Origin of the sequence: Halorubellus amylolyticus (assembly GCF_034808145.1) — an archaeon.
GTDB lineage: Archaea > Halobacteriota > Halobacteria > Halobacteriales > Natrialbaceae > Halorubellus.
Map to the genome: position 1 here is coordinate 64,374 of NZ_JAXHGM010000003.1, position 15,651 is coordinate 80,024.

Here is a 15,651-nt window from a genome sequence, read left to right on the forward strand (position 1 = left end):
GGAGCGTACCGGGAGCGGTTCGTGCGGCCCGTCGCGAACGCGCGCCACGGGTGAGCCTCGTCGTCTTCTCGTCGCGCGCGCCAGGGAACCAGTGAAGGTCGTCGAGCAGGCACGCTCCGACGAGAGTGCGGGGCGGTCGGTCCGTCCGTCGGCCGGCGACAGGGACCACGAGCGATGCAGCGACCTCGGGTGTGTGTCGACTCGCGTGCGTCTTGGCGTGGGTTCGTTCCCGTCCGGCATCCGAGCGGCCGGAGCGGACGGTCGCGATGGAGGTCACAGGGAGAACACTCGCCAGCGACCGCTTTGTTATGGCGAGCCTACACCGCTCGCGTCCCCAGAAACGCGTGAGAGAACGGTCCTGTTCGGAGTCGACGGAGTCAGTTCGAGCGACTGCCGTCGTACCCCGGGATGATGTCCGAGAACGTGACGTTCGCGTCCTCGCCGTAGTAGTTGTTCCGGAAGGTCACGTTCGTCCAGGAGTCGTTCTCCGGCTGGATGATGGCCTCGTACGACCAGCTGCCCGGGGTCGAGGACGTCGGTTCGTTGGGGTTGAAGAACCAGTTGTCCTCGACGAGGGTCAAGTCGTCCGCGTAGCCGCGCTGTGCAACGGCGTTCTCCCACTCGTCCGAGCCGCGGTCGTTGACGTCCTCGTACTTCGTCTCGACGACGTTGTTGTGGATGTCGAAGCGCACGCCACCGGGTTGGTGAACGTCGATGACGTGGTCGATCGACTGCGGCCCGAAGTGGTTGTACCGGCACGTGTAACTACCGTTGGCCTCGCTCATGGCGACCGAGTGCCGGTTGTTGTTGAAGTAGTTGTACTCGATTATCGGGTCGGCGTCCTCGACGTGGACGCCGTAGCCGAGACCCGAGCGGTTGTTCTCCACGATGACGTTGTGGTGGATGTGAACGCGCGACCCGTTCTCCGGGCCGATGCCGTCGTAGGTGAACCCGGACACGCGGCAGTTGTCGAGCTCGCCGTCGCCACGCACCTTCACGCCGCTCGTGTTCGAGGGGCCGTCGGTGTCCGCACCGGGATGCGCGCCACGCAGCCTGATGCCGGTGAACCGACCGGTGCCGTACATGTAGAACGTGTCGTCGACGTCCTCGTCCGTGAAGAGGAGCGCACCCTCGGACCCGCTGACGCCGCGGTTCGACGCGAGCGTCACGCCGTCCGGGATGTCGAAGCTGTTCCATCCGAGGTCGACGCGCTCGTCGCCGGGGACGAACACGACCTCGCCCGAGCTCGCCGCGGCGAGCGAGTCCTCGAGTTCCGAGGCGGTACGCGCGATGAGGTTCGCGTCGTCGCGCGTCACCGTCCGCCCGTAGCCGTCGCCGCCACCGATGAGTGCGGTGCTCGACGAGGACCCGTCGTCGCTGCCGCCGTCGCTGCCGCCGTCAGACGGCGGTTCCTCGCCGAGGAGCTCGTACGTCGTCGTGAGCTGGCCGTTCAGGTACAGCGAGAACGTGCCCTCCATCGGACTGAAATCCAGGGCCTCGCCCTCGTACTCGAGGGTGTCACCGTAGCCGTTCCCGGTGAGGCCCGTCATCGTCCACGTCCCGTCGCTGTTCTGCGTGACGGTGTCGTTCTGCTCCTCGGCGGAGTCGTCACTGTTGTCGATGACCTTCGATATCTCGCCGGACGTCGTCAGCGAGTACTCGACGCTGCCGTCCGTCGGCGTCGTGATCTTCAGCGTCTTCGAGGGGACCTGCTGGCCGGTGAGGTCAGGGACCGTGATCTCCTGGCCGTCGAGGTACAGTGTGAAGTCGCCCGTGACGGGCGTGAACTCGAGGGCGTCGCCGACGAACTCGATGGTGTCGCCGTAGCCGTTCCCGGTGAGGCCCGTGGCCGTCCACGTCCCGTCGTCGTTCTGCGTGACGGTGTCGTTCTGCTCCTCGGCTGAGTTGTCGCCGTTGTCGAGGACCTTCGATATCTCGCCCGAGGCGGTGAACGTGTACTCGACGCTCCCGTCGCTGGGCGTCGTTATCTCGAGGAGGTGCGGGGTCGGCTCGGTCGTCGACCCGTCGCCGCCGCCGTCGACGGTGAGTTCGTCGACCGTGACCTCCTCGCCGTTCAGCAGGAGCGTGTAGGTCCCGGTCTCGGGGAGGAACGAGGTGACGTCGCCGGTGAGGTCGAACGCGTCGCCGTAGCCGTTCCCGGTGAGGCCCGTGACCGTCCACGTCCCGTCGTCGTTCTGCGTGACGGTGTCGTTCCCCTCCGCGGAGTTCTTCCCGTTGTCCGTGACCTTCGCGGGTTCGCTCGTCGTCACGAACTCGTACTCGACGCTCCCGTCGGCGGGAGTGACGATCTCGAGGAGGTCGCCGTCGGTCTTCTTCGTCGTGTTGTCCCGGTAGTCGATGGTTACCTGGACCGAGCCGTCCACCTGGAGGCTCGAGAGGGACCCGTTGAAGTCGTAGGCGTCGCTGTCGCCGGAGACGGTGCCGCTCGCGGAGGCCGCCGCGACCTCGTCGCTGTTCTCGACGCTGTCCTGGGGGGAGATCCCGTCGGTGACGCCGAAACTGTAACTCGCTTCCACGGACGAGTCGGTTCCGGTGAAGGTTATCGTGTTCTTGTACTTGGTTGCCGCGCTTCCACGGATGCTCGCGAGCGTCGTGCCCACCGTCGTGACGCCCGCGAGTTGCATCAGTCGCCGCCTGCCGAGTCGCTTGGGTTGTTCGTCCGCGTCAGTGCCATTAACCGCACCATTACGGTCCGACATACTCTGGTATCCACCCCTTACCTACTAAGTCGGTTTTTACGGGTATGCCACCGGAATGGGACCGCTACTGACCGCTCGGCGAGGTTTGGTTACCAGATACCAACAGCGATTTCCGTTGGTCCGAGAACCTTTTGAGACCCCAGAAACCCAGTTCTACGGCGAGTAGGACGCTATTACCGGTGAGTTAGCGGCCTAGAGAAGCGTTGTCAGGGCCGTCAGCGCGAATCCCGGGGCGCGGAGTCTAGCGGCCTGACACGAACCGAGCGCGCCGTGGTATGCCCGACCTTCGGCCCGGCCGAACCACGACGGCCCGGCCGAACCCACCGTTGTCCCACGCCAGTCACGAGTACGACCGACCGCTCCGGCCCACCAGCATCCCGGTCCGACCATCGCAGTCACCGCGACGGCCGACCCCGCGGATACGTTCGGGTACGCGACCCATTACTTAACCCCGAGAACGGGTTCTATCGGTCGATGCGGACGGACACAGCACGCGAAGCATCGGCGAGGGACCACGGCGAGCGCGGGACCGGCCCGCAACCCGCGAAACGACCGTTCCACGAGCTCCCGGGGGCGCTCACGCGAGTGACCGCGGGCGACATCGCCGCGGGGCTCGGCGCGCACGCGCTCGGCCGGGGTCGCGCCGGGTTCGTCGACGACGTCCGCGCGTACCTCGACGCCGACAGCGCCGCGACGTACTCCTCGTACCGGCGAGCCCTCGGCGCAGCGCTCCGCGCGCTCGACGAGGCGACCGATGGGAGCAGACGGACCGTCCTCCTGCCCGCGTTCTGTAGCTCCGACTTCCTCGACGCCGTCGACGGCGTCGGCTTAGACGCTCGACGGTACGACGTCGACCCGGAGACGCTCGCCGCGGACGAGCGTTCCCTCCGCGATGCCACCGGCGAGGACGTCGTCGCGGTCGTCGCCGTGAACGTCCTCGGGTACGGCTCGGACGTGAGCGCGATGCGCGCGATAGCCGACGACGCGGACTGCTTCCTCCTGGAAGCGCTCGGGTACGCGCTCGGGGCGAGCTACGACGACCGACGGCTCGGGACGTACGGCGACGTGAGCGTCCTGAACTTCCAGCAAGGGAAACCGATCCCCGTCGGCGGCGGGATGGCTATCGGTCGCCACCCCGACGTAACGTTCTCCGACGTCGGCCGCGAGCCCGCGCCGCCGAACGTCGCCGCGCTCGCCGGGTACGCGCTCGTCCAGGGGCCGCGTCGGTACTACGCGTACTCGCGGGTCGCCGCGGAGTTCGACCGGAACACCGACGGGAAGCACCAGATGACGACGCATCCGGACGCGAAAGACGATATCGCGTACGACGCGGATACCACCTTCGCGACGATGTCGAACTTCCAGTGCGCCGTCGCACGCCGCGTGTTCGCTCGGACTCGACGCGAACGCCGGGCGCGCGCCCGGACCGCCGCCGCGTACGCCACCGCGTTCTCGGACCTGCCCCACGTGCGCGTCATCCGACCGCTCCGAGGGATCTCCGACCACCAGTGGGTTCGATTCGGGCTCCTCGTCGACTCGTACGAACGCCGGAACGAGATCGCGTTCACGCTCGACGCGCACGGCGTCGGGACGTCGCGGCTCTACGACTGGCCGAAGATCGACGGCGACGCGTTCCCGGGTGCGCGAGCGCTCCAGCGGCGCATCCTCCCGCTCCCCACGCACCACCTCGTCGACGACGCGGACCGCGAGCGGGTCGTCGACCTCGTCGCGAACGTCTGCAGAGCCTACGACGACAGACTCGACTGACCGAATCCGGCGACGGACTCGACCGCTCGGTAGGACGCGATTTACTACACGTCGGTCTCGCGTGAGTGAGCGTATGCGAGACCAAGTTCAGAGGGGTGGGTCCGTCGTCGTTCCCGCGGTGGCCGCGGCGCACGCCGCGACCGTCCTGCGGTCTCTCGGCCGACGCGACGTTCACACCGTCGCGACGTCCGAGCGCGACGACGCGCCCGCGCTCTGGTCGCGCTACTGCGACGAGCGCGTTCGCGTCCCGGACCCGATGACGGACGCCGCGGGATACCGGGACGCGCTGCTCGCGCTCGCGGAACGCGAGGACGTCGCGGCCATCGTCCCGATGCGCGAGGCGGACCAGTTCGTGCTCTCGAAGCACCGCGACGAGTTCGCGGAGCACGTCGCCGCGGTCTGGCCGACGATGCACTCGCTGCGAGCGGTCCACGACCGCTTCGAGTTGTTCGCCGCCGCGGAGCGTGCTGGCGTCCCCGTCCCCGAGACCCAGTTGCTCACCGACGTCGAGGACTGGGACCGCGAACGCATCGTGAAAGGGCGGTGGGCGCTGCTCGCGAGCGACTACGACGACCAGTTCCCTGTGGGTCGGTTCGCGTCACCGGCGAAGACTATCTTCCTGGACCCCGGCGAGGCGCCGGACGTCGACGCCCTCGTCGACGCGATGGGGCACGTCCCGCTCGCGCAGGGGTTCGTCGACGGCGTCGAGTACTGCATGCGAGCGCTCTACCACGACGGCGAGCCCGTCGCGACCAGCCAGAAGCGCCTCGTCCGCGGCTACAAGTACTCGCGCGGGCCGAGCATCTACCACGAGGCCGTCGACATCCCGGAGCTCGAACGTCTCGGGCTCGCGCTCCTCGACGAGCTCGACTGGGAGGGCATGGCGTCGGTCGGCTTCCTCCGCGACAGCGACGGCACGTTCAAACTACTGGAGGTGAACCCGCGGTTCCCGGCGAGCGTCCCGATGGACGTCCACGCCGGCGTCGACTACCCCGCCCTGTACTGGGAGCTCTCGACGACCGGCGAGACGTCGACGCCCGTCGACTACCGACCGGGGACCGCGAGTCACCTCGTCCGCGGCGAACTCGTCCACCTCCACAGCGTCCTCACGGAACCGAACCCGCTCGTCGACCGACCGTCAGCGCTCCGGACGACCGCGAACATCGCCGCGAGCGTCGTCACGAACCCGCGCTTCGACCACCTCGACCCCCGCGACCCCGGACCGTTCCTCCGTGACCTCGTGAACATGACCACGGCGACGGCACGCACGGTCATCCGCGAACTCGACCCTCGGCGCGTGTCGGCGACGGCGACCGACGCCACGACCGCGAGTCCGCCGCCCGCCGACGCGTCCTTCGCCGACGCATCACCGACCGACCCCGAGCGCGACACCGGCGTCGAGCCCGCAGACGCGGTCGGTCACGCGACCGCGGACCCACTCACGAGAACCGGCGACGAGGAGTCGGACGACGTCACAGTCACCACCGACTGACCGAGTCCTCACGCCTGCACTCACGACTTCCGACGACCGAGCGACCCGAAGAACGAGCGACTGCGACCGAACGAACCCCTCAGCGACCACGGTCGTTCCCTTTGCCCTTCCCCTTACCCTTCCCGTTCCCACCGCCCTTCCCCTTACCCTTACCGTTCCCTCCACCCTTCCCCTTACCCTTGCCGCCCTTACCATGCCCCTTGCCGTTCCCACCGTCCTTTCCATTCCCTCCACCCTTTCCGTTCCCACCGTCCTTTCCGTTCCCACCGCCCTTTCGGTTCCCTCCGCTCCCGCCGCTGTCGTCGTCGCGGCCATCACCATCGCCGTCGTTGCCGCGTTCCCAGCTGCCGGTGACGATATGATCGGGGCACGGATAGTCGGCCTCGTCCCCGTCGAGCTTCTGGATACAGTCCGCGTCGGAGAAGGAGGCGGCCCCCGGCGTCTTTGCGCAGACGTGCTCGTTGACCGCCCAGCAGGACGGATAGCTGAACCGGGTCCCCCACGGTTCATCCGGGCGTCGGTTGTAGGTGAGGACGCCCAGTATCTTCTCGCCGTCGTCGACGGGGAACTTCAGGACGGCGAGGTCGCCGTACTGGCCGGGGACCGTCGTCGCGTTCTGGTGGGTGGCGAGGAGCTCGCGGCACTCCGTGGTGCCGTCGTCGAGTCCGACGACGACGTTCGCGAGCGGCGGGCTGGACTCGTCGACGTCGTCGCCGTCCTTCAGGTCGCTCTCGGTCGTCATCACCCACACCTCGCTGCAGCCCTTGAACTCGATGTGGCGGTCCGTCCACGCGAGCGCGCTCCCGGAGAGCGCGGTGAGACCGGTCGCACCGACGATGGAGCCGGCTGCGAGGGCGAGCATGCGTCGTCGGTTCATCGGGAGCGGGCCGTCTTCTGGTGTCCGTTGCATGGTGGTCGCCTCTCCGAACGAGGTCGGCAGGTATTGTTATGCGATAGCCATCGCGCGGTAGTCGACTTGTTACCGCGGGTGACCGTGGTACCAGGGTGCATCTACGGACGCCGAGCCGTCGGGACGGGGGAGTTCGTTCGCCGTCGAGCGACGGTCGCGGGTCAGGCGACGGTCGTGGTCGGTTCGGTCTCGAGGACGCGGTCTGCGACGTCCCGCATCGTCTCCACGACGAGGCCGTCCTGGTCGCGGCGACGGGCGACGTGCGCGACGATGGCTTCGAGGCGGGCGCGGCCGGCGTCGTCGACGACGTTGTTCGGGTGGAGCCAGAGATGGCAGACGCCGTCGCCGGCTGCGGCGCGGTCGATGGCGTCCGTCGCCTGCCGGACGATCGGGTCCGTCCAGGCCGCCGCGAGGGTGTCCCGCGCTCGGCCCTCGAACCCGAACAGGAACAGCGACGGTGGGAGGTCGACGAGCCCGTACTCGTCGACGCGCGGTTCGACGAGCGGCACGCGCCCGGGGTCGACGACGGCCGCGATCTTCCGGGCGGCGCGTGCGAGCCCGGTACCGGTCGGCGCGCCCGCGCTTCGGTACGTTCGGAAGCCGTGCTTGGCGAGCAGGTCGCGGAACCCGACGGCGTTCCGAGGGAACACGAACGATTCGAGCACGACCCCCTGATCGGCGGCGACGGCGACCGCGCGGCCGAGGTCCGCGTCGACGAGTTCGCGCGTCGTCTCCGGGTGGTCGAAGGGGACGTGCGCGAACGAGTGCGAGCCGACGTCGTGAGCGACGTCCGCGTTCCTGACCGCGGCGACGAGGTCGGGCGCGAAGCGGACGTCGTGGCGGCCGGCGAGCGCGCCGCTCTCGTGCGCGAACCAGCCGTCTGGAGCGTCGAGGTCGGCGTGCCGGGCGTCGCAGTCCTCGAGGAACAGGTGGCCGACGACCGCCCACGTGGCGGGGACGTCGTACTCGTCGAAGAGGTCGACGAGCCACGACCAGGCGTCGCGGGACGCGTCGACGCGGTCCATCGGGAGGGACGCGAAGTCCGGGAACCCCCACGCGAGTTCCGCGTCGAGCGAGAACACGACCGACCCCACGGCTATCGACCGCCTCCGAGTGGGTCTTGCGGAGTTCGCGGATACATGAACGGTACGAAGACGGTACGAGGGGTTAGTTACGGTCCGCCTTCGCCGGTCCTCCAGGTGAGCGCGAGTCGGTACCGGTCAGACGGCCGGATTCGAATGACTGCGTGGCCGTCAGTGCGCGACTATCGAAGGCAAGCAGAACATAACAATACGTCTACCAGCGGGAGTTTCCTCCGTGACTTATCGACGCCGAAGAACAGTTCGGAGCCCGCCACCGACCGACGTGCAGGGAGCGCGCTCGGTAACACGGAGTTACCGAGGACGCGAGTGCCGGAACGATGCCGACGGCCGGCGTCGCGACCCCACGGGTAGCGAGGGAGGACGATGAGCGGTCGTCGCGAACGCGTCCCCGCCGGCGTGGTCGGCGTCGGGAGCATGGGCCGCCAGCACGCTCGCGTGTACGCGGAACTCCCCGGCGTCGACCTCGTCGGCGTCTACGACGCGAACGAGTCGTGCGCCGAAGCCGTCGCCGACGACTACGAGACCGACGTCCTGTCCCTGCCCGACCTCCTCGACGCGGCCAGCGTGGTGTCGGTCGCGGTCCCGACCGAACACCACTACGACGTGGTGAAGACGTGCCTCGAGCGCGACGTGCACGTCCTCGTCGAGAAGCCGTTCGTCGAGGAGCGCGAACGCGGCGAGGAGCTCGCGACGCTCGCACGCCAGCGCGGACTCGTCCTCCAGGTCGGGTACATCGAGCGGTTCAATCCGGCGACGCGCGTCCTCCAGGACGTCGTCCCGGACCTGGACCTCATCGCGTTCGACGTGGAGCGGCTCGGGCCGCCGATCGACCGCGACATCAAGGACAGCGTCGTGCTCGACCTGATGGTGCACGACCTCGACATCCTCCTGTCGCTCGTCGACTGCGACGTCGCGTCGGTGTCCGCGATCTCGCACGGCCCGCAGTACGTCGTCGCCCAGCTCGTGTTCGAGGACGGGACGGTCGCGTCGCTCACCGCGAGCCGGCGAACGCGCCAGAAGATCCGGGAGCTGTCGGTGACCGCGGAGTCCTGTCGCGTGAACGTCGACTTCATCCAGCAGTCGGTGAACATCCACCGGGAGTCGTTCCCCGAGTACCTGGAGACGAACGGCGACATCCGCTACCGGCACGAGAGCGTCGTCGAGCAGCCGATGGTGGAGAACGGCGAGCCGTTGAAGGCGGAACTGGAGTCGTTCGTGAACGCCGTCCGCGAGGGCAAACCCGCGGAGGTGACGCCGGAGGACGCGCTGCGCGTGCAGGCGCTCGCGGAACGCATCGAGGCGCTGGCGCTCGCGGAGCGCACGGAGGTGACCGCGCGATGACCGGTGACGGTGCGGTGCGCGCGGTCGACGCCTCGCGTCGCCCGGCGTACGACCCGGCCGCGTCGGACGACGACCTCCGCGAGGCGTTCCTCGCGGGCGAGATACCGGTCGCGGTCTACGGCCTCGGGAAGATGGGGCTCCCGCTGGCGGCGGTGTACGCGGACGTCTGCGGGAACGTCACGGGCGTTGACATCGACGAGGCCGTCGTCGAGACCGTCTCCGCGGGCGACTGTCACGTCGAACGCGAACCCGGCCTCCCGGCGCTCGTCGCGGACGTCGTCGACCGGGGTGCGCTCTCGGCGACGGCCGACCCGGTCGCGGCCGCGCGAGCGGCGAGCGTCCACGTCCTCATGGTCCCGACGCTGCTCGACGGCCACGAGCCGGACCTATCGACGGTCGAGGCCGCACTGGAGAGCATCGGCGCGGGGCTGTCGCCCGGCGACCTCGTCGTCGTCGAGTGCACGGTCCCGCCACGCACCACCCGGGACGTCGTCGTTCCGACGCTCGCGCGGATCAGCGGGCTGGAGGTCGGCGAGTTCGGTGCGGCCGCGTGCCCGGAGCGCACGTCGAGCGGTCGGGCGCTCGAGGACGTCCGCGGCGCGTACCCGAAGGTCGTCGGCGGCGTGGACGCCGAGAGCACGCGCGTCGCCTCGGTGCTCTACGGCGAGATCGCCGAGAACGACGTCGTCGCGACGAGCGACGCCGCCACTGCGGAGGCGGTGAAGGTGTTCGAGGGCGTGTACCGCGACGTCAACATCGCGGTCGCGAACCAGCTCGCGCTGTACGCGCGGCCGCTGGACGTGGACGTGAACGAGGCCATCGACGTGGCGAACACGCAGCCGTACTGCGACATCCACACTCCTGGTCCCGGCGTCGGCGGGCACTGCATCCCCGTCTACCCGTACTTCCTCGCCGGCGCGTACCCGGCGGTCGACGCCGACCTCCTGCACGCCGCTCGCGGCGTGAACGACGCGATGCCCGAGCACGCGGTCGCGCTCCTCGAAGCGATGCTCGAAGCCCACGGCGTCGACGGCGACGCGCCGACGGTGCTCGTGCTCGGGCTCGCGTACCGCGGGAACGTCGCCGAACTCCGCTACTCGCCCGGCCCGGTGGTGGCGCGCGAACTCGCCGCCAGCGGGATGCGCGTGCTCGCCGCGGACCCGTTCGTCGACGACTGGTCGAGCTTCGAAGGCGTCGAGCGCGTTCCGATGGACGCCGTCGCGGAGCAGGACGTGGACGCGGTCGCGGTCCTCGCGGGCCACGACGAGTTCCGCGACCTCGACTGGGCGGCGTTCGACGCCCCGGTACTTGACGGCCGGTTCGTCCTCCCCGATGACGTCGACGCGCCGGTCTACACCGTCGGCGGGAGGTGGCCGCGATGACGAGCATCGACGCCGTCTCCGCCGAGGAGTTCGAGGCGTTCGTCGACGGCGAACGCGACGCGGACCCGAAGCGGGTCCTGTTCAACGTCGGCCATCCGGCGCAGGTGCACCTGTTCCGGAACGCCATCGCGGACCTCGAGGCGATGGGTCACGAGACCCTCGTCGCCTCCCGGTACAAGGAGGTCGCCATCGACCTCCTCGACGCGTACGACGTCGAGCACGTCCCGATGACCGAGCAGGCGGACTCGTTCCCCGGGCTCGTCTGGGAGATGTGCGTGAACGAGAAGCGCCTCTACGGGCTCGCCCGCGAGTTCGAGCCGGACGTCATCGTCAGTCGACTCGCGCCGCCGCCAGTGCACGTCTCGAAGCTCGTCGGCTGCAAGAACCTCATCGTCTGCGACACGCTCCGCGGGTCGAAGGCACTCCGTCGCATCAACCACGCGCTGACGTTGCGCTGGGTGGACCGCGTCCTCGTCCCGGACCAGTTCCGGCTCGATATCGACCCCGGGAAGCGCCGGCATCTGCCGTTCCAGGAGCTCGCGTACCTCCACCCGACGCACTTCACGCCGGACCCGTCGGTCCTCGAGACGCACGGCGTCGACCCGGACGAACGGTACTTCCTCCTTCGACTGACGGGGTGGGGCGCGTACCACGACGCCGGCCATAGCGGGCTGTCGCCCGAGGGGATGCGCGAACTCGTCGACTTTCTCCAAGACCACGGGACGGTGTATCTCTCCGCCGAGGAGGGCGTCCCCGACGACCTCCGGCACCTGACGCTGTCGACGCCGCCGGAGGACGTCCACCACGTCATGTACTACGCGGACCTGTACCTCGGCGACTCCTGCACGATGGCCGCGGAGGCGGCCATCCTCGGGACGCCCGCGATCCGGACGAACTCCATCGTCGGGACGACCGGCGAGATGATCTACAAGGCGCTCGCGCGCTACGGGCTCCTGCAGTCCATCCGCGACGAACGTGCGGCGATCGCGGCCGCGAAGGACCTCGTCCTGAACCCGCCGGACCGCGCGGAGCTCCAGCGCCGCCGCGAGCGGATGCTCGACGAACAGATGGACGTGAACCGCGTGCTGGTCGACGAGATACTCGCGATGGCGGGGAGCTCGCGCGCTTCGAGTCCGCGCCAGCTCGCGGCTCGCGACGCGGACGTCGACGCGAGCGTCGCGACCGTCGGCACCGAACCGGACGGCGACGGCACCGACGGTGGCGACGAGGCCGGGACGGTCGACGACGTCGAGGCGCGCTCGGACGGCGACCCGCAGGTGGAGGCGACCGACGGCGGCCCCGACCAGAGTGACCCGACGCGGACGGAGGGGGACGATGCCTGAGGAGCGAGCGGAGACCGTCTCGGTCGAGCTCCCCGAGCACGTCGTCGAAGCCGTCGAATCCCGACTGCCGTACACGCAGTACGAGTCGGTCGAGGAGTACGTCGCCGTCGCCCTCGAGGCGCTCCTCCGCGAGGTCGCCGACCCGACCGAGGACGCGCCCGATGGAAGGCCCGCGGCCGAGGACGTCGACGTGGACGCCGAAGCCCTCGAGGAACGCCTGAACTCCCTGGGCTACCTCTGACCTCGGTCCCGCGACCGGCCGAACCGCACTCGTCTTCGGTTCATCGCGACCGCTCTTCATTCATCGCACTCGTTCCCCGTTCATCACGCCCGCCACCGAGCGAACCGTCCTCCCGCACGGGTGACGCGTAGCTCAGGACGACCGAGCCATCGGACTCCGCGACGGCGCGGTCGCTCTGGGGTGTGGTGCTGTGAGAAATTGGGTCGTCGTCCGTCGCCGCTAGCGACCGACGAGAACTAGTTTACTTGCGGACGAGGTTCGTCGCGCGCGGTCCCTTGGGGGACGATTCGATGTCGAACTCAACTTCCTGACCCTCTTCGAGGTCGGGGCCGCCGACGTCCTCCATGTGGAAGAACACGTCCTCGTCGTCGTCGAGGTCGCCGTCGTCAGTCGAGATGAAACCGTAGCCGCCAGTGTCGTTGAAGAAGTCAACCTTACCGTTTGCCATTGCGATTGTATCAAACGCCGCCGGAGGGATAACCCTTCCGAGAGTCGGGGTACCACGACCCGTCCGCCGGGAAGTAGGTCCGCTGAGTCCCTGAACCGCGTAGTTGAGTGGGTGAGGTCGCTCCTGAGGGCAATCTCCCGGATTCACCGCCATGGAGGACTCTGCTAGTGAATGACGACCGAATGTACCCGTCGACCGTCCGGGGTGCTCGAGCGAGTTCGAGTGGTGGTCGCGCGGCGAGAGGTCGCCGCGTGTCGTCGGTGCCGCGGTCAGAGGTCGCCGCGAGCTGCGACGACGCGCGTGGCGGCGTCGAGGCGGCCGGTCTCCGCGACGTGGTCGTCGTGCGTGCGGAGGACGCGTTCGAGCCGGTGGCGGACCGCCTTGTGGTCGGCGGAGACGTCCGTCGTCTCCTCGGGGTCGACGTCGAGGTCGTAGAGGACGACCTGGTCGTCCGAGCGCACGAGCTTGAAGCGGTCGTCGCGCACCGCGACGTGCTCGCCGGCCTCGCTGGCGGCCACGACGGCGTCACCCGACGGTTCGGGGTCGAAGGTGCCCGCGTCCGCGATCTCGGTGAGGACTCGCGGAATCGACGCGAGCGACGTCGGTTCGTCGACGCGGCCCGCGCGGTCGAGACCGTGGACGAGGTACGGGACGTGCACGTTCTCCTCGTAGACCTCGCGGTGGTGATGGCCGAAGTTCCCGTGGTCGCCGAAGGACTCGCCGTGGTCGGAGTGCACGACGGTCACGGGGTTCGCGTGCGCGAGGTCCTGCTGGATGGCGTCGAGGAACGCGTCCGCTGCGCGGACGGTGTCGCGGTAGCTTCGTTTCGTGGTGCCGATCGCGCGTGCCGGCATCGAGTCGTCGGTGCCCCGCATCGCGCCCTGGGAGGCCAGCGTACTGTAGTACATGCCGAGTGCGGACTGCTCGACGCGGTGCTCGCGCGTCGTGACGAACGGGAAGTGCGTGTCCATGAGGAACACCCAGAGGAAGAACGGCTCGGGAGCGTCCGCGACCGCCGCGAGCACGTCGTCGTAGAACGACCCCCATTGCGCGAAGAACGACGACCCCGTCACCATGTCCTTCGCGAGCTCGAACGCCTTCCGGTCGGGGTTCTCGCCGAGGACGCGCGTCGCGACGCGGTCGCGCAGCCGCTCGGAGTCCCCGGACGCCTGGGAGAAGTCGACGAAGTGGTCGAAGCCGCGGTCGAACCCGGAGACGGTCGACGTCCACGGGTTCGGACTGAACCCGATGGTCGTGTACCCGCGGCGCTGGAGGCGCTCCGGGAGCGTCTCGAACCGCGTGATGTGGTTCTCGATGGCGCCCATGCGTCGCGCCCAGTGCGAGGACGCGTCGACGGATTCGAGCGAGTTCGGCGGGCGGTACTCGCCGGTGAACGCGACCGGCATCGACGAGAACGTCTGCGGGCCGGGTGCGATCGCTTGCGTGAACGCGACGCCGTCGTCCGCCAGCGCGTCCATCGTGGGCGTGAGCCCGCGGTCGTCGCCGACGTACCCGCAGTGGTCCGCACGGAGGCTATCTATCGAGACGAGGACGAGGTTCGGTGGTGACTGTGGCATGGGTTCGTGGGGAGTCCCGAGCGCGGGTTCTGCGCAGTTACTGGCCGCAAGACGTGCTGGTGGCTTTGTTAGGCGGCGGCAACTCCGAGACGAGTTCGCGTTCGACCGCCACGCGGGTCGGGACGCCGACCGTGTCGTCGGCGCGACGACGCTCTCGTCGGGCGTTCTCGTCCGTGGAACGGGGTGGAACGCGGGTAGGTCGGCCATAACAATCCCCGTCGCATCGGTCTGTCGAGTGAAGCCACTCTCATGCGCGTACTCAATCTCGTGACGAACGACGAAGCCGAGTTCTTCCGGCAGCAGGTCGCGGTCCTCCAAGCCCAGGGCGTCGAGGTCGACGTCCTGCCCGTGCCGGGGAAGCGGGTGACGACGGACCACGCCGACCGGTCGCGGTCCGTGCTCGACTACGTCAGGTACTATCCAGCGGTGTTGAAGGCGTCGTTCGGCGAGTACGACGTCCTGCACGCGAACTACGGGCTGACAGCGCCCGCGGCGCTCGCGCAACCGAACCTCCCGGTCGTCCTGACGCTGTGGGGGTCCGACATCCTCGGGAAGCCCGCGCCACTCAGTCGGTTCTGCGCGAAGCGCGCGGACGCCGTCATCGTGATGAGCGACGAGATGGCCGCGGCGACGGGAACGGACTGTCACGTCATCCCGCACGGCGTCGACCTGGACGTGTTCAGGCCGTTCTCCAGCGAGGTGGCGCGCGACGTCCTCGGGTGGCGCCGGGACGGCAAGCACGTCCTCTTCCCGTACGCGAAGCAGCGCGCGGTGAAGGACTACCCGCGAGCGGAGCGGGTCGTCGACGAGGTCCGGAACCGACTCGGGACGCGACCGGTCGCGGTCGAGGTCGGCGACGTGACGCAGACCGGGGAGTGCAGTGCGGACGGCGCCGGTGCCGCCGATGCCGTGGCGTTGCACGCGATACACGGCGTCCCCCACGACCGGATGCCGCTGTACCTGAACGCGGCCGACGCCGTCCTCCTGACCTCGAAGAGCGAGGGGTCGCCGAACGCGATCAAGGAGGCGCTCGCGTGCGACACACCGGTCGTGTCGACGCCGGTCGGCGACGTCCCCGACCTCGTCGCCGGCGTCCGGAACGCGACGGTCGCGAGCACCGACGACGAGCTCGCCGACGCGCTCGCGTCCGTCCTGGAGCGCGGCGAGCCCTCGGACGGCCGCCGGACGATGACGGAACTGTCGGCCGAGCGGATGGGCGAACGCATCCGTGCCGTGTACGACTCGGTGGCGAGATGACCGCCCGGACGTTCCCAGTATCGAGCGGCTCGGCCCGGCGTAGTAGCGTTCCTAACGGCGGTATGGCGAA

General features: G+C 69.0%; 12 protein-coding genes. 7 read left to right on the forward strand and 5 right to left on the reverse strand.

Features of this window, described 5'->3' with window-relative positions; all coding sequences use genetic code 11:
* Positions 1–377: 377 nt before the first annotated feature.
* Positions 378–2,720 carry a right-handed parallel beta-helix repeat-containing protein gene (locus SM754_RS09220; RefSeq protein WP_323675932.1) on the reverse strand — a complete coding sequence of 781 codons (2,343 nt, stop codon included), beginning with the start codon at positions 2,718–2,720 and terminating at the stop codon, positions 378–380.
* 474 nt (positions 2,721–3,194) lie between these two features.
* Between SM754_RS09220 and SM754_RS09225 the strand changes: the two genes are divergently transcribed.
* Complete coding sequence (locus SM754_RS09225; RefSeq protein ID WP_323675933.1) at positions 3,195–4,487, forward strand: DegT/DnrJ/EryC1/StrS family aminotransferase; 1,293 nt, start codon at positions 3,195–3,197, stop codon at positions 4,485–4,487.
* Positions 4,488–4,560: 73 nt separating this feature from the next.
* Positions 4,561–5,979 (forward strand): carboxylate--amine ligase, encoded by a 1,419-nt coding sequence (locus tag SM754_RS09230; RefSeq protein ID WP_323675934.1) that lies wholly within the window; start codon positions 4,561–4,563, stop codon positions 5,977–5,979.
* A 79-nt stretch (positions 5,980–6,058) separates the two neighbouring features.
* Here the strand turns inward: SM754_RS09230 and SM754_RS09235 are convergent, their stop codons facing one another.
* Both SM754_RS09235 and SM754_RS09240 read right to left on the reverse strand, forming a co-directional pair.
* Positions 6,059–6,889 (reverse strand): hypothetical protein, encoded by an 831-nt coding sequence (locus tag SM754_RS09235; RefSeq protein WP_323675935.1) that lies wholly within the window; start codon positions 6,887–6,889, stop codon positions 6,059–6,061.
* Positions 6,890–7,050: 161 nt separating this feature from the next.
* A complete protein-coding gene (locus tag SM754_RS09240; RefSeq protein ID WP_323675936.1) occupies positions 7,051–7,983 on the reverse strand; it encodes a polysaccharide deacetylase family protein in 933 nt (310 codons plus the stop codon).
* 372 nt (positions 7,984–8,355) lie between these two features.
* On the opposite strand from SM754_RS09240, the gene SM754_RS09245 reads away from it, so the two are divergent.
* From SM754_RS09245 to SM754_RS09260, 4 genes are read left to right on the forward strand one after another with little or no spacing between them, the layout of a single operon-like run.
* Positions 8,356–9,333: a Gfo/Idh/MocA family protein gene (locus tag SM754_RS09245; RefSeq protein WP_323675937.1), complete on the forward strand. Its 978-nt coding sequence runs from the start codon at positions 8,356–8,358 to the stop codon at positions 9,331–9,333.
* Entirely contained in the window at positions 9,330–10,715 is a 1,386-nt protein-coding gene (locus SM754_RS09250) for a nucleotide sugar dehydrogenase (RefSeq protein WP_323675938.1), read from the forward strand. Before SM754_RS09245 ends, SM754_RS09250 begins: the two co-directional genes overlap by 4 nt.
* Complete coding sequence (locus tag SM754_RS09255) at positions 10,712–12,058, forward strand: DUF354 domain-containing protein (protein WP_323675939.1); 1,347 nt, start codon at positions 10,712–10,714, stop codon at positions 12,056–12,058. The genes SM754_RS09250 and SM754_RS09255 overlap by 4 nt, the downstream gene beginning before the upstream one ends.
* Complete coding sequence (locus SM754_RS09260; protein ID WP_323675940.1) at positions 12,051–12,299, forward strand: hypothetical protein; 249 nt, start codon at positions 12,051–12,053, stop codon at positions 12,297–12,299. Before SM754_RS09255 ends, SM754_RS09260 begins: the two co-directional genes overlap by 8 nt.
* Before the next feature lie 241 nt (positions 12,300–12,540).
* Here the strand turns inward: SM754_RS09260 and SM754_RS09265 are convergent, their stop codons facing one another.
* Positions 12,541–12,747: a cold-shock protein gene (locus SM754_RS09265; protein ID WP_227133045.1), complete on the reverse strand. Its 207-nt coding sequence runs from the start codon at positions 12,745–12,747 to the stop codon at positions 12,541–12,543.
* A 269-nt stretch (positions 12,748–13,016) separates the two neighbouring features.
* Complete coding sequence (locus SM754_RS09270) at positions 13,017–14,324, reverse strand: sulfatase (RefSeq protein ID WP_323675941.1); 1,308 nt, start codon at positions 14,322–14,324, stop codon at positions 13,017–13,019.
* A 249-nt stretch (positions 14,325–14,573) separates the two neighbouring features.
* Here SM754_RS09270 and SM754_RS09275 point away from each other — a divergent pair, with 249 nt between their 5' ends.
* A complete protein-coding gene (locus SM754_RS09275) occupies positions 14,574–15,581 on the forward strand; it encodes a glycosyltransferase (protein ID WP_323675942.1) in 1,008 nt (335 codons plus the stop codon).
* Positions 15,582–15,651 lie beyond the last annotated feature (70 nt).

Coding starts and splice junctions, on each gene's coding strand:
- SM754_RS09265 (WP_227133045.1), bottom strand. CDS start 12,747: ATGGCAAACGGTAAGGTTGACTTCTTCAACGACACTGGCGGCTACGGT.
- SM754_RS09230 (WP_323675934.1), top strand. CDS start 4,561: ATGCGAGACCAAGTTCAGAGGGGTGGGTCCGTCGTCGTTCCCGCGGTG.
- SM754_RS09255 (WP_323675939.1), top strand. CDS start 10,712: ATGACGAGCATCGACGCCGTCTCCGCCGAGGAGTTCGAGGCGTTCGTC.
- SM754_RS09220 (WP_323675932.1), bottom strand. CDS start 2,720: ATGTCGGACCGTAATGGTGCGGTTAATGGCACTGACGCGGACGAACAA.
- SM754_RS09250 (WP_323675938.1), top strand. CDS start 9,330: ATGACCGGTGACGGTGCGGTGCGCGCGGTCGACGCCTCGCGTCGCCCG.
- SM754_RS09245 (WP_323675937.1), top strand. CDS start 8,356: ATGAGCGGTCGTCGCGAACGCGTCCCCGCCGGCGTGGTCGGCGTCGGG.
- SM754_RS09275 (WP_323675942.1), top strand. CDS start 14,574: ATGCGCGTACTCAATCTCGTGACGAACGACGAAGCCGAGTTCTTCCGG.
- SM754_RS09270 (WP_323675941.1), bottom strand. CDS start 14,324: ATGCCACAGTCACCACCGAACCTCGTCCTCGTCTCGATAGATAGCCTC.
- SM754_RS09225 (WP_323675933.1), top strand. CDS start 3,195: ATGCGGACGGACACAGCACGCGAAGCATCGGCGAGGGACCACGGCGAG.
- SM754_RS09235 (WP_323675935.1), bottom strand. CDS start 6,889: ATGCAACGGACACCAGAAGACGGCCCGCTCCCGATGAACCGACGACGC.
- SM754_RS09260 (WP_323675940.1), top strand. CDS start 12,051: ATGCCTGAGGAGCGAGCGGAGACCGTCTCGGTCGAGCTCCCCGAGCAC.